The sequence below is a fragment of the Rahnella sikkimica genome, assembly GCF_002951615.1.
Lineage (GTDB): Bacteria > Pseudomonadota > Gammaproteobacteria > Enterobacterales > Enterobacteriaceae > Rahnella > Rahnella sikkimica.
Genome location: NZ_CP019062.1, coordinates 1428270 through 1445666 on the forward strand (window position 1 = coordinate 1428270; position 17397 = coordinate 1445666).

Below are 17397 nucleotides of genomic sequence, written 5' to 3' on the forward strand. Positions count from 1 at the left end.
AAAACGGCTTTTTCAAACATCTGAAATTCAGGAGTGATTAATGGACGCGTTTAAACATCTCGAAGTGTGGTTCGCTATTGGCAGTCAGCATCTGTACGGGCCGGAAACGTTACGTCAGGTAAAGGAAAACGCCGAGAAGGTGGTCAATGGCCTGAACTCAGAAGCCGGATTGCCGGTCAAACTGGTGCTCAAACCGCTGGTGACCACGCCGGATGAAATCACGGCACTGTGCCGCGAAGCCAACTATGCGAATTCCTGCATCGGGCTGATTACCTGGCTGCACACCTTCTCGCCGGCCAAAATGTGGATTGCCGGTCTGAGCATCCTGCATAAACCGCTGCTCCAATTCCATACGCAGTTCAACGCTGAAATTCCGTGGGATTCTATGGACATGGACTTTATGAACCTGAACCAGACCGCCCACGGCGGCCGTGAATTCGGTTTCATCGGCGCGCGTATGCGTCAGCAACATTCTGTGGTCGCCGGTCACTGGCAGGATGGCGAATCGCACCGCCGCATTGCTCAGTGGATGCGCGTTGCCGCGGCGAAAAATGAAAGCCAGCATCTGAAAGTCGCCCGCTTCGGCGATAACATGCGTGAAGTGGCGGTGACCGAAGGCGATAAAGTGGCTGCGCAAATTCAGTTCGGCTACAGCATCAATGCCTACGGCATCGGCGATCTGGTCAGCGTGATTAACGAAGTCAGCAAAGGCGACATCGACCATCTGGTGGAAGAGTACGAATCCACTTACCGCCTGACGGATGCCGTGAAACTCAACGGCGAACGTCGCGAAAACCTGCTGGACGCAGCAAAAATCGAACTGGGCATGACCCGTTTCCTGGAACAGGGGAAATTCGGCGCATTCACCACCAACTTTGAAGATCTGCACGGCATGAAACAACTGCCGGGGCTGGCGGTACAGCGTCTGATGCAAAAAGGCTACGGCTTTGGCGGCGAAGGCGACTGGAAAACCGCGGCCCTGCTGCGCATCATGAAAGTGATGGCCAGCGGCCTGAAAGGCGGCACGTCGTTCATGGAAGATTACACGTACAACTTCAAGCCGGGCAACGATCTGGTCGTCGGTTCGCACATGCTGGAAGTGTGCCCGTCGATTGCCAAAGAAGAAAAACCGCTGCTCGATGCGCAATATCTGGGCATAGGCGGCAAAGCGGATCCGGCGCGTCTGATTTTCTCCACCCCGGCAGGCCCGGCGGTCAACGCCAGCGTCATCGACATGGGCGACCGTTTCCGTCTGCTGGTGAATCAGGTGGATACCATCGAGCAACCTCATCCGCTACCAAAACTGCCGGTTGCCCGTGCAATCTGGAAAGCCCAGCCTTCTCTGGCAACGGCGGCAGAAGCCTGGATCCTCGGCGGCGGCGCGCACCACACGGTGTTCTCGCAGGCGCTGGACATCGACGCAATGCGGTTGTACGCGGAACTGTCCGGGATTGAGTTGCTGGTGATTGATAACGACACGACGCTGGCGGACTTCAAGAATCAGATCCGGTGGAATGAAGTTTATTACAAGCTCTGCAGCCGCTAATGGGCTGTTTTAAAAACGAGTTTTTTTAATTTTCTTAAGTGCGGTGATCACGCAGCCCAAGTCAAAACCTTGGGTTGCCACCCAAACCGGCCTCAGGGGTGGCTTATCGCCGCCACCCCTAAGAACCCCGGGCTCTTTCACTGCGCGCTACCGCTTGCTGGCCATGTTTCAGTAATTTCTGCTAGTGCCGCAAAATCCCGCCGCTGCGCGGTTCCTTCCCGTCGGATTACAAACCGCGCGAAAAAATACGCGGTTTTCCACCTCTCCTTCCAGCGTGATTTTTGAAAGCGGCCACTGGCTATGTAATTCGAAAGATGGATGCTGGATGGTCTTGATTTGCTCCTTCTCCTCTCACGAGGGGAAGGCCGGGATGGGGTGTTGGTTTTAGCGACTCAGTGGCTTGCTAAACCCCCTCCCAGCCTCTAATGCTGATCGTTTAAGAGAACTTGAACGATCCTGCAGTTAGGCGACAATCTGGCTCAAACATCGTTTGAGCCAGACACCTTATGAGCCTACTTTCCGAACAACTTCAGGTTGCCGCCGCATTTAACTACCCTGAATCTATTGATTCTTTTCAAAAAAATATTCCTCTCGAATGGATTGAACAAGCTCTCAGTCAAACCGGCAGAGCGACTGTTCGCAGACGAAGATTTCCCGCTGAACAGGTCGTCTGGCTTGTCCTTGGAATTGCTTTGATGCGTAACCGTTCTATTTCTGATGTCTGCGATAAACTCGATTTAGCCTTTCCTGACAGCCACGGTAATTTCTCGCCCATGGCAACGAGTAGTCTGGTCAAAGCCAGGCAGCGCCTGGGGTTCGAGCCCCTTCGACATCTTTTCTATTCCACCTCTGAGCAGTGGGACAAAGAAGATACGGAAAAATTTGTATGTGGCCTCAAAGTATTCAGCGTCGACGGAACCCAATTCAGAGCCCCGGATACTCCTGAGAATAAATCCTTTGGTTTTGCTTCCGGTAGTAACTCATTCCCTTCGGTTTTACTCGTTGCGCTTATGTCTGCGCGCAGTCATTTGATCACTGATGTTGCATTTGGGCCGGTAAAGAACAGCGAAATATATTATGCACAACAGTTGGTTAGCTCCGTTCAGGAAAACTCACTGACCCTCTTTGACCGGGCTTACTTTTCCGCAGAACTTTTACTTTCCTGGGAAGGCGCAGGAGCGAATACACACTGGCTAACACCGGTGAAAAGTAAAATGAGGCACAAAGTTATCGAGCAGTATTCTGAATACGATCAGCTTATTGAAATGCCGGTTTCTCCGCAGGCCAGAAAACAGTTCCCGCATCTTCCCCACACATGGTTGGCTCGTAAGGTATTGATAATAAAACCTTCTGGAGAGATAAAAGAATTCATTACATCAATGAAAGACCCTGAAAAATATCCTTTCGAAGACATCATTCAAGTGTACTGGGAAAGATGGGAAATAGAACAAGGTTACAGCGAGCTAAAATGCAGTCAGTTGGGAAATACAAATATCTTAAGAAGCCAAAAACCGGCGGGGATCTACCAGGAAATTTGGGGAATATTAATTAGTTACAATCTCGTTCGATTGGAAATGAGGCGAATGGCTGATGACTTCAATGTCCACCCTTTGCGCATAAGCTTCATAAATGCATTGCGGCTGATACAAGAGGAATTTTTGTGGTGTTCAGGGCGAACGCCGGGAACAATACCTAGAAAACTAAGAGACTTACGAGAGTCAGGTAAGCGATTAATCTTACCTGAAAAACGCAAAAGGCCAGCTTATCCAAGAGAAGTACTGGCTCGCCCTGCAAAGTATCCAACTAAAAAGAAAGCCGCTCGTTCTTAAGCGAGCGGCATTACTCCCAGCCTCCCCCTTCGCAGGGGGAGGTGCAAACCAAACCACTGTAATAGGGTGAAAAAGCCAGTGGCCGCTTTCAGAAAGCTTGCTGAGTAAGTGTTTCGAGACCGTGGGCTCGAAGACCGAAACGAAGGAACCGCGCAGCGGCAAGTTTTCGCGGCAATAGCTGTGGCTGCTGAAACTTAGCCAGCAAGCGACAGCGCGTGTTGTAAAAAGACGCGGAGATTCCAAAGAGGGCTCGTCATAGCCCTCTTTGGTCGGTTTCGACACCAGCCGCTGAGCGGTCACTGAACGTGAAAAACCGAAACATCCTCAATCTGCTATCAGCGCCTCAACGGCAAGCGAAAAACCAAAACTCACCCGGTTAATCCGTTAAGCCGCCTGCAAAGGCAATTTGCGTCACCTTTCTAAAAGGTGTCACATCCCGGTCACATTCCCCCTTTACCCTCACCTCCACTAATAAGTCCCAAAGAGGATAGTACAAACATGATCATTCCAGCTAAATCCAGCGGGAATGCGCTGTCGCGCACCTGTCCCGCTATCGCTATCCATCAGGTTTCCCATTTCTTCGGGAGCAACCCGGTACTCAATCACGTCAATCTGACGGTGCCCAAAGGTACGATCCTCGCGTTGCTGGGGCCTTCGGGCTGCGGCAAAAGCACGTTGCTGAAAATGCTCGCCGGACTGCTCAATCCGGCATCCGGGGAGATCCGCTTCGACGGTGAAATCGTCGCCAGCGGTTCGTTCAGTCTGCCGCCAGAAAAACGCAATCTCGGCATGGCCTTTCAGGATTACGCGCTATGGCCGCACATGAGCGTCAGGCAAAACGTCGCGTTTCCGCTGCAAATGCGTGGCATCAAAGGTCAGGCGCAGGCAGAAAAAGTGATGGCAGCGCTGGAACGCGTCGGACTGGCGGATTTCGTCTCGCGCCGCCCTTCTGAGCTTTCCGGCGGGCAGCAACAGCGCGTTGCCCTCGCCCGCGCCATCGTCGCCGAACCCCGCATCCTGCTGTTTGACGAACCCCTGTCGAATCTCGACCGCGATTTACGCGAAAGCCTGTGTGAAGAAATGGCGGTGTTGTTGCGCCAGCTCGGCACCACAGCCGTTTACGTCACGCACGATCAGCACGAAGCCCGCGCGCTCGCCCATCGTATTGCCCGCATGGACAAGGGTGCTATCGCCCGTATTGACACGATTGATCCTTCCGCAGTTTCACCTTTTGTTGCTTAACCTCTGATGGGATAAAAATGATGAACCGCACACTCAGCACTTTTCGTAAGAACAGCACAACGTTTTCCCGGACTCAAACAGGCGTAATGACCGCAATGACTCTTTCTCTCGCAATGGCCGCAGGCAGTGCACAGGCGCTGACGCTCTACACCGCCGGGCCGGGTTCTCTGGCAAAAAAACTGGCAGCAGGCTATGAAAAACAAACCGGCGTGAAAGTGGACGTTTTCCAGGCCACCACCGGCAAAGTGATGGCACGTCTGGACGCCGAGCAGGCCAATCCGCGCGCTGATGTGCTGATTTCGGCATCGTGGGATACCGCAACCGATCTCGAAAAACGCGGCTGGCTGCTGGAATATCAGAGCCCGAACGCGGAGCCGGTTCCGGCGCAATTCAAAACGCCTTATTACGTCGCGCAGGGAATTTCCGCGCTGGGCATCGTGTGGAATACCAAAAGCGGCACGACTGAGCCAAAAGACTGGGGCGATTTAGCCAAACCGGAATTCAAAGACAAAGTGACAACGCCGGATCCGTCGCTTTCCGGTGCGTCGCTGGATTTGCTGATCGGGTTACAAAATGCCCACGCGCAGCAGGCGTGGAAGCTGTTTGAAGATCTGAAAGCCAACGGCATGATTATCGCCGGACCCAACGCACAGGCGCTGACGCCAGTGTTACAGGGCGCGAAAGCCGCCGTGTTTGGCGCGGTGGATTATGTCTCTTACGCCAGCGTGCAGGACGGCGAATCCGTCAAAGTGATTTTCCCGAGCAGCGGCACGGCGATCGCCCCGCGCCCGATGATGATCCTCAAATCCAGCCAGCAGCAAAAAGAAGCCAAAGCGTTTATCGATTACGCGCTGTCGCCTGAAGGCCAGAAACTGGTGGCCGATGCGTGGCTGATGCCAGCCCGCACCGATATCGACGCCAAACGTCCGTTGTTTAAATCGCTGAAACTGTTGCCGGAAGCCTCCCAGGCCTCGGCGTCGCGCAAAGACGTGCTCGAGCGTTTTGCGAAACTGTTCGGTCAGCAGTAATCCTGTCACGGGCTGTGAAAGCAGCCCGTTTCCCCTCTCCGGACAACAACGACAAAACCCATGAACAGAAATGCTTTATTGCCCGGCGTAACGGGCATCGCGTTGTTATTGCTGGTCGCCGTGCCGGTCAGTTTTGTGATTTTACAGGCGGTTTTCCCGCATCTCGATACCGGGGTTTATTCCGCACCGTTCAGAGCATTTACCCGCGTTTTCGCCGAACCTCAGCTACGTGAACTGTTTTCCACCACGATCAAAGTCGGGCTGGGCGTCGCGCTGTGCAGCGGATTAATCGGTATTCCGCTCGGCGCACTGCGTGGCCTGTTTGCCCTGCCGGGCGCGGCGCTGTGGGACGTCCTGTTTCTGGTGCCCTTTTTGCTGCCGCCTTACATTGCAGCCCTGTCGTGGATGCTGGCGCTGCAAACCCACGGTTATGTGCAGCAACTGGTGCCGTGGCTGCATCTCAACGATTTCCTGTTTTCCGTAACAGGCATGGTTATTGTGATGACGCTGAACGTTTTTCCGGTGGTGTATTTCGCGGTGTCACGCAGCATGGCCGCCAGCGGCAGCCGTCTGGCTGATGTGGCCCGTATTCACGGCGCGGGCCCGTGGCGCGCCTTTTCCCGCGTGACGTTACCGATGGCGCTGCCCGCGATGGCGTCGAGTTTGCTGCTGGCGTTTACGTTATCCATTGAAGAATACGGCGTGCCCGGCGCGCTCGGTTCGCGCAGCGGCGTGATGTTGCTGACCACCGGCATCGAAGCGCGTCTGGCCGACTGGCCGATTGATTTACCCGGCGCGGCGGTGCTTTCGCTGATGCTGGTGGCGATCGCGTTGTGCGCTTACAGCGTTCAGCGCGCGGTTGTGGCGGGTAAAAATGTGGAAAGCATGACCGGCAAACCCGCCGATATCACACAGAAACGGCTGAAAGGCTGGACGATCCCGGTGCTGGCATTATTCACGCTGGTCACGCTGATTGCCGTAGCGCTGCCGATTTTGTCCATGATGGCTACCGCGTTTTCCGGCACGCTTTCCGGCGGGCTTTCGCTGTCGAACCTGACGTTACGTCATTTCGGCGCGTTATTTGCCGCCCACGGCGACGCGCTCAGCGCCCTGTCAACCAGCCTCAGTCTGGCGCTCGGCACGGCATTAATCGCGGGCGCGACGGGCTTGCTGGCGTCGTGGCTGGTGGTGGTCAGAAAAATCCGCGGTTCGGCGCTGATTGACGGATTGTCTTTATTACCGGCGGCGTTGCCGGGCATTGTGGTCGGCGTAGGGCTGATTCTGGCGTGGAACCGCAGCTTCTGGCCGGTCACGCCTTACAACACCTGGGCGATTTTGCTGCTCGCTTATTGTTGCCTGTTGTTGCCTTATCCGGTGCGTTACGTCAGTGCGGCGTTAAAGCAGATCGGCGGAAATCTGGATGCGGCGGCGCGGGTGCATGGTGCGACAGCGGCGCAAACGCTGCGCCTGATCCTGCTGCCGCTGGTGTTTCCCAGCCTGCTGGCATCAATGATGATGGTGTTTGCCGTCGCGTCGCGTGAACTGGTGACGTCGCTGCTGCTTTCTCCGGCGGGCGTGCAGACCGTTTCGGTCTATGTGTGGCGGCAGTTTGAACAGGGATCGGTGGGAGATGGCATGGCGATGGCGTCGGTTGCGGTGTTACTGAGCCTGACGCTGATGCTGGCCGCCGTCAGGCTTCAACGAAAACCGCTGGCTTAACTTTCCTGCTGCGGTTCTGTGTGCGGGCGGTCGCCAGCCGGAATTAACAACCCGGCGGCAACCGCCAGTACGGAAATAATGGCGGAAACCATAAAGACCCAGTGCAGGGACGCCGCCACGCTTTCGATCATCGCCGCCAGATGATGGCTTTCCATCGCATTGCGCGTGGTTTTTTCCATCAGTTGCTGAACCGGATCATTCACCTGCGGCAGGCGATATTGCAGATTCAGATTCAGCGTTGCGCCCAGCACGGCGGTGCCAATTGCCGAACCTAACATGCGGGTAAATAGCGTGGATGCGGTCGCAATCCCGCGGATCGCCGGTTCCGCATTATTCTGCACCGACACGAGAAACGTGGTGTTGGAAAGCCCCATTCCAGCGCCGATTGAGAAGGCTGCCAGACGCGCCATCCACAACCCGGAATCAGGCGAAAGAAACAGAAGCGCCACACTTCCGCCCAACAGCAAAACGCCGCCCAGGACCGCCGTCGCGCGGTACGACGAGGCCTGCATCAGCCGGCTGCTGATCATACTTGCCAGCGGCCAGCCGATGGACATCAGCGCCAGCGTGGTGCCCGCCTCCAGCGGCGTGCCACCGAGAACGCCCTGCACGTAGGTCGGCAGAAACGCGCTGATCCCCATCATTGTCGCGCCGATAATCAGGCCGCCAATGTTACCGGCAATAATCACTTTGCTTTCCCACAGTGCCAGCGGAAACAGCGGTTCAGGCGTTTTACGCTCCTGACGGATCAGCAAATATTCGCTGATCACCGACAGAACAATCAGCGCCAGCGCCCAGTAGCCCAGCACTTCGGCCTGAAGCAACGCCAGAAGCAGCGCTGCAACGGAAAGCGTTAGATAACCGGTTCCGGCCAGATCCAGCTTATGTTGTTTTCGCTCTCCATCCGGCGGCAGGTATTTGAGCAGAATCGCCATCGCCACCAGACCAATCGGCACATTGACCCAAAACACCACCGCCCACGGGAAATGCGAAACGATAAACGCGCCCATCAGCGGGCCGACAATCGCCGAAACGCCCCACACGCTGGACAAATATCCCTGCGCTTTCGCGCGTTCCTGCGGGCCATAAACATTGGCAATCAGCGTGGTCGCAATCGGCGTGATCGCCCCTGCGCCCAGCCCCTGCAAGGCGCGGAAAGCGATCATCCAGGCCAGCGAGGGCGCGAATCCGCACAATACGGAACCAATAAGAAACAGCGTCGTGCCGATGAAAAACATCTTCCGGCAACCGTACAAATCCGCCAGCCGCCCGTAAATGGGCACGGTAATCGCCTGCGTCAGCAGATAGACGGCAAAGACCCAGCCGAGCAGCGAGAAACCGCCGAGATCGCCGATGATGGTCGGCATCGCGGTCGCCACAATCGTGACTTCCACGGCCGCCATAAACATCGATAACATGCAGGCAGTGAGAATTAACGGGCGGTGCGATGATTTTACAACGGGAGTCGTGACGGCCATGTTCTCTGTTTTCGTTAGATTATGCGCTCAGGCAGATAGGCGAACTATACACAAACTACAGACACACAAACTATAGACAAAAAAGCGGCTCAGGGTTTGGCACTCTGAGCCGCTTTGTTTGATTTATGCGTGACAACGTCACTGTTCAGGCTTTGGTTAACGTTTTCAGCTTCAGGCTGGACAGGTCAATATATTTGGCCATATCGCGGGTTTCTGCGCGAGGTAAATAAGGAATTTCCCCCAGCAGCGGCGCGGAAATATTGGCACTGATCGCATCAATAGTTTCCTGATAGTGGGCAAGGCACGGGTTAATTCGGTTTGCGACCCAACCCAGCAGCGGTAAACCATCGGCGATAATCGCCTGCGCCGTTAATAACGCGTGGCTGACACAGCCTTCCTGAATACCGACCACTAATACCACCGGCATATTTTGCTGGCGAACCCAGTCTGAATATAAAAGATGCGGAGTAATCAATGTTCTCCAGCCATCGCACCCTTCTACGACCACTGAATCTGCCTCTTCACGCATGAAGTTGAGGCCACTGGTCATTATTTCAAAAATATTCTCAGGAACCTGGCTGGCATAAATATCTTCGTCAGCTAAGGCCAGAGGGGTTATTTTATTAAAAGGATAAGCAATAGAAGATGACTGCTGGAGAGTTACCGCATCTTTATTTCGAACCCCGTCGGCCAGCTCCTGGCTGCCAGTTGCAATAGGTTTATAGCCTAAAACGCAGCGATCCTGCGCGGCTAAGGCCTGAAGCAAGGCACGTGTGACAATGGTTTTACCTACACGGGCGTCGGTACCCGTGACGAAAAAGTGCGTTAACATGAAATTCAGGCTCCGGGATCTCTCCGTCTTATTGAAAGATAGCCTCCGGTAAGAAAAAGCCGCCAGAGACAAAGTAACAGCAGAAAGTCTAGGCGATGAGAGATGAGAGCGGTTTGCGTTAGCGCAATGTTTTGTTGGGTGGACTGAAAGGAATACGCATAAGGTTAGACGAATTTATTAATGACATAACCCGATGGAACAACTGAAATTAATGAAATCCACTGACAAATTGTGACGTCACGACGTTCAGCGGGCGATTCTTCTTGCTGATACAGATCAATAAAAGCCGCCACACCGAAAAATATAGCCCGCTAAGTATATTATCCCTGTAATAACTTAATCAGTAAGGAACCGCTATAAAGCGCGTCTTTAACTAATGCCGCGCCGGGCATCGTTCCCTGATTATAAAATTGCGTGGATTCCAGTTTGATATTTTCGCTATATGCGGGAAGCGATTGCTGCTGAATACAGGACATTATCGCGGGATGAAGAATATCCTGAGATAAATTAAGCGGTGAGCCGATCAGCACTTTTTCCGGATTAAACAGATTGACCATGATCGCCAGAATGCGCCCCACACTCTGTCCCACGCTGATAATCACATCACGCGCCAGCTGATCGCCCCGGTTTGCGGCGTCACACACTGCTTCAATCGTCAGCGAAACACCGTGCAGTAAACTGGCTGGCACCGGCACCGTCAGGCGCTGACGCACCAGATCCAAAATGCTGTCGGTACTGGCAACGGTTTCCAGACAACCATGATTGCCGCAATAACAACGCTTACCGTAAGGGTCAACCTGCGTATGCCCGATTTCGGCCACGCTGCTGCTGCCCGCGTGCAATACGCGTCCGCTGGTAATCACCCCTGCGCCCACGTTGTGGTCAATCACAATCTGCACCACATTTTTGCAGCCGCGCGACGCACCGTATAACGATTCCGCCAGCGTCCACGCGCCGATATCGTGCTGAACGTACACCGGAAGCCCCGTGTGCTCTGAAAGCGTATCGCCCAGCGGCATATCGAAAACGTCATGATAAAACGGCATACGGTGAACAATGCCCCGGCGCGCATCAATCATGCCCGGCAGGGTAATTGCGATGGCGGTCAGGCGCTCAAGTTTGCGCTGATGGCGGATAAAGAACTGATCGATTTCAGAAATGATACGTTTTAGCAGCGGCTCATGCGCCTGTTCCGGCAGCGGGAGCACTTCTTCCACCACCAGTTTGCTGCTCAGATCCCGCAGGCCTAAGGTGATTGACCCCAGGCTGATGCGTGCGGAAAGGTAGTGCCAGGCCTGCGTATCGAGGGCTAAACCAATGGCGGGACGCCCGCGGCTGCCCGGATCCTGAAACTCGGTTTCCAGCACCAGATGAGCCTGAATAAGTTCGCGGACAATCTTCGTAATACTGGCCGGAGCCAGTTGGGCTTTTTTGGAAAGTTCTATGCGCGAAATGGGACCAAACTGATCTATCAGGCGGTACACAGCACCGACATTGGTTTGTTTAATCTGATCAATATGGCCGGGCTGCCCGTCGGGGATCACTCAAGGAACTCCTGTTATTTTCGCGCTTCAAAATAAAGATTAGGGCTATGTTGGGGTTTTTGTCATATGTCGTCAACTATTTGATTCGTTATGTGATTTGGTGCACAAATTGCGGGAAAAGCCTCTCAGAATTGGCTGGAAATACAGCAAGTTCGTTCCGTTGCACGGTCAGTGTTCCTGCAACAGTAAATCCATAAACGCCCGCGTGGCTGCCGTCATCGGACGACGCGCATGATTCACCAGCCAGAGTTGCGTGGTCCCTTCCGTCTTTCCGAAACGCAAATAACGCACACCGTCGACCTGAATTCTCAGATACGACGCCGGTAGGATCGACACACCTAAACCCGCCGCCACCAGCCCGATAATGGTCAGCGGCTCGCCCACTTCCTGCGTGATATAAGGCGTAATGCCCTGCGCTTTAAGTTGTCCGAGAATATCGTCATACAGCGACGTGCCGACGTCTTTCGAGAAGAAAACAAAAGGCTGATCGGCCAGATGCTGAAACGTCAGTTCTCCGTCGGGCAGCGCGTTCAGCGGATTATCCTTGTGAACCACGGCAATCAGCGGTTCCGACAGAATCAGATGATGTTCCAGCTCATCCGGCAGATCGCCGTTGCGCATAATCCCCAGATCCAGCTTTCCTTCCAGCAGCGGTTCGATTTGCTGTTTGCTGTTGAGTTGCTCGATGCGGATATTGACGCCCGGATAGGTCAGCCGGAAATGATGCAGCGTGCGCGAAACCCGGCGCATAAAGGGCGCGGAAGACGTCAGCCCGAGCGTCAGGTTCCCGGCTTCACCGCGATGAATACGCGCCGCCTGTGCCGCCGCTTCATCAACACGCAGCAAGATCTGCCGGGCTTCCTGCAAGAATGCCTGTCCGGCCTGTGTCAGCCGCACGCTGCGGTTATTGCGGTAAAACAGCGCCGCACCGACGTGGGCTTCCAGCGCCTGAATTTGCTGGCTAAGCGGTGGCTGAGAGATATGTAACCGCACGGCGGCGCGACCAAAATGCAGCTCTTCCGCAACGGCGATGAAATAGCGTAAATGACGCAGTTCAATGTGGCTCATGGTTTTGGAGAATTATTCCTCATTGATATGTTTAATGTATCGATTTCGTGAAATTAATATATTAGACAATATAACGGCCACTGTTAAAATTTTCATACATTTTAAAATTTAGTTTTACAGCTCATCGCGTTAAGGAATTACAGTGAAAACCTCCCAGCGGATCCCCGCTGCACCAGCCAACGACTCTGTTAATGACGACGAATTAAATCCTGAAACCCCCGTCGCCCGTTCCGGCCTGAAAACCCCTTTTATCAAACGCGGGACACCGCAGTTTATCCGCGTCACGCTGGCTTTATTTTCAGCGGGTCTGGCGACGTTTGCCCTGCTCTATTGCGTTCAGCCAATACTTCCGGTGTTGTCGCATGATTTCGGCGTATCGCCGGCGACCAGCAGTTTATCGCTGTCGTTATCGACGGGCCTGATGGCGATTGGCCTGCTCTTTACCGGCCCGGTCTCTGACGCTGTGGGGCGTAAATCGGTCATGGTGGTGGCGCTGTTACTGGCCGCGGGGTGCACGCTGGTCTGTTCCTTTATGCAAAGCTGGGACGCCATTCTCATCATGCGCGCACTGATTGGTTTGTCGCTGAGCGGCGTGGCGGCGGTGGCAATGACGTATCTGAGTGAAGAGATTCACCCCAGCGTCGTGGCGTTTTCGATGGGGTTATACATCAGCGGGAATTCCATTGGCGGGATGAGCGGACGTCTGGTCAGCGGCGTTCTGACGGATTTCTTCTCGTGGCGTATCGCCATGGCGGTCGTCGGTTTCTTCGCGCTCGCCGCAGCGATCATGTTCTGGCGCATTCTCCCGCCATCGAAGCATTTCCGCGCCAGTTCGCTCAAACCGCGCAAATTACTGATTAACTTCAAACTGCACTGGCGCGACCAGGGGCTGCCGCTGCTATTTGCAGAAGGTTTCCTGCTGATGGGCAGCTTTGTGACCCTGTTCAACTACATCGGTTACCGCCTGCTCGCCACGCCGTACAACCTGAGTCAGGCCATCGTCGGTATCTTGTCGATTGTGTATCTGATGGGCACCTACAGCTCGCCGAAAGCCGGTGTAATGACCGGTGTTTATGGCCGCGGCCCGGTGCTGATTGGTTCAACGGCCATCATGCTGGTGGGGATTTTGATCACCGCCTTCTCGCCCGTCTGGATGATTTTCATCGGGATGATCCTGGTCACCGGCGGATTCTTCGCCGCCCACTCCGTCGCCAGCGGCTGGATCGGCCGCCGCGCCCGTCGCGCCAAAGGACAGGCCTCGTCACTTTATCTGTTCAGCTACTACGCGGGATCAAGCGTTGCCGGGACTTTGGGGGGATTCTTCTGGCACGCCTACGGGTGGATCGGAATTACGGGGTTTATCAGTTTGATGTTAATTGTCGGGGTCGGGGTGGGGATCCGGTTGATGCGGCTTTCTGAGGCAAAAGCCGCTTAATGCCATTTTAAGAACTTGGGTTGCCACCCAAACTGGCTTCAGGTCAAAATCAAAACCTTGGGTTGCCACCCAAACCGGCTTTAAGGTCAAAACCTTGGGTTGCCACCCAAACCGGCTTTAAGAGGCGCCTATCGCCGCGCCTCTTAAAAATCTCCGGCTCCTTCACTGCGCGCTACCGCTTGCTGGCAGTGTTTCAGCAGTTCCGGCTAGTGCCGCAAACGCCGCCGCTGCGCGGTTCTTTCGCTTCGGGTTCGAACCTGCTCGAAAAAAGACTCTCGCTGTTTCTTACCACTCTCTCAACGTCGTTTTGAAAGCGGCCAGTGACTTTCTAATTCACAACCTCACTGCTGATGGTTATTGAAAAGATGCCGTTGAATTCAGATAAGCCAGTGGCCGCTTTCAGAAAGCTTGCTGAGTGAGAGTTTCGAGACCGTGGGCTCGAAGACCGAAACGAAGGAACCGCGCAGCGGCAAGTTTTCGCGGCAATAGCGGTAGCGCCTGAAACGTAGCCAGCCAGCGATAGCGCGCAGTTAAAAAGCGCGGGTGTCCAGAGGGCGCGCGCGTTAACGCGCCCTTTGGGCCAGTTTGGGCGGCGAGCCCAAGGTTTTGACCTGGGTGGCAACCCAAGGTCTTGACCTGAGCTGAGCGATCACCGCAATTGAAAAACCGAAATTTTCTCGGTTTGCCTTTAGGTCTCAGCCCTCACTGCAAGTGAAAAACCAAATTTAGCTAATCCGCAGCGGGTTCAGGGCTGCCAGCCCGAATCACTCACCGAGTTTAGAAAGCCGCCTCTGGCTGTCCGCCTCAAACAACTGCACCCGCCCCGTATCAATCTGCACCCAAACTCTGTCCCCCGGTGCGGCACCGGATCTCACCATGCTGTAAACACTCAGCAGTTCGCCGCCGAAGTTTCCGTGGATAAGCTCACTCAGGCCGGTGGGTTCGATGAGCGTGACGTCGAGAGGAACCGCGCCCGGCGCGCCCTGTTCGCACAAGACAATGGCTTCGGGGCGCACGCCGTAGGTGACTTCTGCGCCACTTTTCAGGTTCGTAATCTGCGGGTCAACCGGCAGCGTCTGGCTGGCGTTGATGCGCAGCTGTGGCGCGGAATCACCCAGTTCCAGCGTGCCGCTGATGAAATTCATTGAGGGCGAACCGATGAAGCTGGCGACGAATTTATTGGCAGGTGTGTCGTAGAGTTCCAGCGGTGTGCCAACCTGCTGGATGACGCCGTGGTTGAGCACCACGATGCGGTCGGCAAGCGTCATGGCTTCGACCTGATCGTGGGTGACGTAAACAATGGTGTTGCGCATACGCTGGTGCAGGCTTTTGATTTCAATGCGCATCTGCCCGCGCAGCTGGGCGTCGAGGTTGGACAGCGGTTCATCGAACAGGAAAACCTGCGGTTCACGCACGATCGCCCTGCCCATTGCGACGCGCTGACGCTGGCCGCCGGAAAGCTCTTTCGGACGACGGTGCAACAGCGCCGTCAGCCCGAGAATATCCGCCGCTTTTTTCACGGCGGCTTCGATTTCGGCTTTCGGACGTTTCTGCACTTCCAGGCTGAAACCCATATTCCGCGCGACGGTCATGTGCGGGTACAGCGCGTAGCTCTGAAATACCATCGAGATATCGCGGTCTTTCGGCGCGACCTGATTCATCAGGCGCGTGCCGATGTGGATGTCCCCCGCCGTCGCCAGTTCCAGCCCGGCGATGGTGCGCAGCAACGTGGATTTTCCACAGCCCGAAGGCCCGACTAACACCACAAATTCGCCGTCCTGAATCGTCAGGTTGATATGACGCAACACTTCGACATTTTCGTAACGTTTTTGGAGATCGGAAATCGTAATCTGAGCCATAAAATTATCCTTTAACCGCGCCAGCCGTCAGCCCCTGAACCAGGTAACGCTGAATGAATGCAAAGAAAAGACAGGCAGGAATAAGCGCCAGAACTGCCGCCGCCATCATGTCGCCCCAGGAAACCGCGAATTTCGACACAAAACTGAGCAGCCCGACCGGAAAGGTCATCACGTCGTTTTTATTGATGAGCATCAGCGAGAACAGCAGTTCGCTCCACGCGGCGGTAAACACAAACCCCAGCGTGGCGGCCATGCCCGGCAACGTCAGCGGTATAATGACTTTGCGCAGCGCCATAAAACGGCTGCACCCTTCGAGCATCGCCGACTCCTCCAGATCTTTCGGAATGCTGTCGAAAAAAGACTGCATGAGAAACGTGGCGAACGGCACGTTGAACGCGGTGTAAATCAGGATCAGCCCCAGCAGGCTGTTGGTCAGGCCGAGCGGTGCCATCACTTTGTAAATCGGCGCGAGGATCATCACCAGCGGGAACATCTGCGTGAACAGCAGCAGCGCCGCCATCACGGTTTTGCCGCGAAAGCTGAAGCGCGAAAACGCAAAACCTGCACCGGCGGCGATCACGGTCGTCAGAAATGCCGTGCCGAATGACACAATCAGGCTGTTAAAGAAATACAGCGGAAACTGGCTTTGCGTAAACACGCGCTGGAAATGCACCAGCGTCAGTTCGCTCGGCCACATACGCACGCCTTCGCTGTAGAGCAGTGTGTCCGGCGTGAACGAAATCTTGATCAACCAGTAAATCGGAAACAGCGCGAACAGCAGGTAAAAGAGGATACCCAGCCGGTGTCCACCTTTGCGGAGCCACAAATTTAATGACAGTGCGTTCATCGGGTTCTCCTTATTTCAACAGCTGGTGGCGGATACGCAGTAAAACCAGCGCATACAGCGTCATCAGAACCAGCAGGAATACCGCCATCGCCGAGGCATAGCCAAAGTCGAGTTTCCGGTAGGCCGTGGTGAAAATGAAACTCGACAGAATCGACGTCGAATTCGCCGGGCCGCCGTCGGTCATGACCACAATCAGGTCGGCAAAATTGGCAATCCAGATGGTGCGCAGCATGACGGTAATCGCGATCATCGGTGCCAGAAACGGCAGCGTGACTTTGCAGAACTGCTGCCAGCCGGATGCGCCATCCATCGCCGCCGCCTCATACAAATCCTTCGGAATCGACTGCAATGCCGCCAGCAGCGTGATGGCAAAAAACGGGATGCCGAACCAGACATTCGCCAGCACCGGGCCGTAGAGCGCCAGCGTCGGGTCCGACAAAATGTTGTAAGGCTCAGAAATAATGTGCAAATCCGTCAGCCAGTAAGGCAGCACGCCGATCACCGGATTGAACAACCACGCCCAGGTCAGGCCGGAAAGAAACGCAGGCACCGCCCACGGCAGGAATACCAGCGCCTGAACCCAGCGGCGGCCGGGAAATTCACGGTTGAGCAGCAACGCCAGACCGAGCCCCAGCGCGAACTGTAAAATTAGCGACGTGGCAGTCCAGTTGAAGGTGTGGCGCAGCGCGGCGTAAAAATGCCGGTCATCAAACATTGTGCGGAAGTTATCCAGCCCGACCCAGCCGGTATCAAACGGGTTAAGCAGCTGAATATTCTGGAAAGCATAAGAAATGCCGATCGCCATCGGTACAAAAATAAACAGGCCAATCAGCACCATCGTCGGGCTGAGATAAACCCAGGGTTCAAGCAGCGCCCGCAAACGGGGAAAGCGCGGCGCGGCAGCGGTGTCTGGCGGTGAAACTTCCAACATCATGACGCGTCTCCAGTTGTGTAAGATGTTAACTCCGGC

Annotated in this window: 13 protein-coding genes; 6 read left to right on the forward strand and 7 right to left on the reverse strand. The window is 55.0% G+C overall.

Features of this window, described 5'->3' with window-relative positions; translation table 11 throughout:
- The first annotated feature begins 40 nt into the window (after positions 1-40).
- From araA to BV494_RS06425, 5 genes are all read left to right on the forward strand, one after another.
- Positions 41-1546, forward strand: coding sequence for an L-arabinose isomerase (gene araA, locus BV494_RS06405; RefSeq protein WP_104922104.1), 1506 nt, complete (start codon positions 41-43; stop codon positions 1544-1546).
- 506 nt (positions 1547-2052) lie between these two features.
- A complete protein-coding gene (locus BV494_RS06410) occupies positions 2053-3375 on the forward strand; it encodes an IS4 family transposase (RefSeq protein ID WP_104921321.1) in 1323 nt (440 codons plus the stop codon).
- A 498-nt stretch (positions 3376-3873) separates the two neighbouring features.
- Positions 3874-4617 (forward strand): ABC transporter ATP-binding protein, encoded by a 744-nt coding sequence (locus tag BV494_RS06415; protein WP_104922105.1) that lies wholly within the window; start codon positions 3874-3876, stop codon positions 4615-4617.
- A gap of 86 nt (positions 4618-4703) precedes the next feature.
- Positions 4704-5645: an ABC transporter substrate-binding protein gene (locus BV494_RS06420; protein ID WP_192938088.1), complete on the forward strand. Its 942-nt coding sequence runs from the start codon at positions 4704-4706 to the stop codon at positions 5643-5645.
- A gap of 60 nt (positions 5646-5705) precedes the next feature.
- Entirely contained in the window at positions 5706-7364 is a 1659-nt protein-coding gene (locus BV494_RS06425) for an ABC transporter permease (RefSeq protein ID WP_104922106.1), read from the forward strand.
- Here the strand turns inward: BV494_RS06425 and BV494_RS06430 are convergent.
- From BV494_RS06430 to BV494_RS06445, 4 genes are all read right to left on the reverse strand, one after another.
- On the reverse strand, positions 7361-8842 hold the full coding sequence (locus BV494_RS06430; RefSeq protein ID WP_104922107.1) for an MDR family MFS transporter: 1482 nt from the start codon (positions 8840-8842) through the stop codon (positions 7361-7363). The two genes, BV494_RS06425 and BV494_RS06430, sit on opposite strands and share 4 nt — an antisense overlap.
- Positions 8843-8987: 145 nt before the next feature.
- Complete coding sequence (gene bioD / locus BV494_RS06435; protein ID WP_104922108.1) at positions 8988-9674, reverse strand: dethiobiotin synthase; 687 nt, start codon at positions 9672-9674, stop codon at positions 8988-8990.
- Between the two features lie 320 nt (positions 9675-9994).
- A complete protein-coding gene (mlc, locus tag BV494_RS06440; protein ID WP_104922109.1) occupies positions 9995-11218 on the reverse strand; it encodes a sugar metabolism global transcriptional regulator Mlc in 1224 nt (407 codons plus the stop codon).
- Between the two features lie 168 nt (positions 11219-11386).
- Positions 11387-12286, reverse strand: coding sequence for a LysR family transcriptional regulator (locus BV494_RS06445; RefSeq protein WP_104922110.1), 900 nt, complete (start codon positions 12284-12286; stop codon positions 11387-11389).
- 142 nt (positions 12287-12428) lie between these two features.
- On the opposite strand from BV494_RS06445, the gene BV494_RS06450 reads away from it, so the two are divergent.
- Positions 12429-13721: an MFS transporter gene (locus BV494_RS06450; RefSeq protein ID WP_104922111.1), complete on the forward strand. Its 1293-nt coding sequence runs from the start codon at positions 12429-12431 to the stop codon at positions 13719-13721.
- A gap of 764 nt (positions 13722-14485) precedes the next feature.
- Here the strand turns inward: BV494_RS06450 and BV494_RS06455 are convergent.
- Genes BV494_RS06455 through BV494_RS06465 form a run of 3 tightly spaced genes read right to left on the reverse strand, consistent with a single transcriptional unit; the run spans position 14486 to position 17361 of the window.
- The gene (locus tag BV494_RS06455) at positions 14486-15580 is read right to left on the reverse strand and encodes an ABC transporter ATP-binding protein (protein WP_104922112.1); all 1095 of its coding nucleotides are present in this window, start codon (positions 15578-15580) and stop codon (positions 14486-14488) included.
- Positions 15581-15584: 4 nt separating this feature from the next.
- Entirely contained in the window at positions 15585-16427 is an 843-nt protein-coding gene (locus BV494_RS06460) for a carbohydrate ABC transporter permease (RefSeq protein WP_104922113.1), read from the reverse strand.
- A gap of 10 nt (positions 16428-16437) precedes the next feature.
- A complete protein-coding gene (locus BV494_RS06465) occupies positions 16438-17361 on the reverse strand; it encodes a carbohydrate ABC transporter permease (protein ID WP_104922114.1) in 924 nt (307 codons plus the stop codon).
- Positions 17362-17397: the final 36 nt, after the last annotated feature.

Excerpts from the sequence above, each read along its gene's own strand:
- araA (WP_104922104.1), top strand. The coding sequence starts at position 41 with ATGGACGCGTTTAAACATCTCGAAGTGTGGTTCGCTATTGGCAGTCAG.
- BV494_RS06410 (WP_104921321.1), top strand. The coding sequence starts at position 2,053 with ATGAGCCTACTTTCCGAACAACTTCAGGTTGCCGCCGCATTTAACTAC.
- BV494_RS06415 (WP_104922105.1), top strand. The coding sequence starts at position 3,874 with ATGATCATTCCAGCTAAATCCAGCGGGAATGCGCTGTCGCGCACCTGT.
- BV494_RS06420 (WP_192938088.1), top strand. The coding sequence starts at position 4,704 with ATGACCGCAATGACTCTTTCTCTCGCAATGGCCGCAGGCAGTGCACAG.
- BV494_RS06425 (WP_104922106.1), top strand. The coding sequence starts at position 5,706 with ATGAACAGAAATGCTTTATTGCCCGGCGTAACGGGCATCGCGTTGTTA.
- BV494_RS06430 (WP_104922107.1), bottom strand. The coding sequence starts at position 8,842 with ATGGCCGTCACGACTCCCGTTGTAAAATCATCGCACCGCCCGTTAATT.
- bioD (WP_104922108.1), bottom strand. The coding sequence starts at position 9,674 with ATGTTAACGCACTTTTTCGTCACGGGTACCGACGCCCGTGTAGGTAAA.
- BV494_RS06445 (WP_104922110.1), bottom strand. The coding sequence starts at position 12,286 with ATGAGCCACATTGAACTGCGTCATTTACGCTATTTCATCGCCGTTGCG.
- BV494_RS06455 (WP_104922112.1), bottom strand. The coding sequence starts at position 15,580 with ATGGCTCAGATTACGATTTCCGATCTCCAAAAACGTTACGAAAATGTC.
- BV494_RS06460 (WP_104922113.1), bottom strand. The coding sequence starts at position 16,427 with ATGAACGCACTGTCATTAAATTTGTGGCTCCGCAAAGGTGGACACCGG.
- BV494_RS06465 (WP_104922114.1), bottom strand. The coding sequence starts at position 17,361 with ATGATGTTGGAAGTTTCACCGCCAGACACCGCTGCCGCGCCGCGCTTT.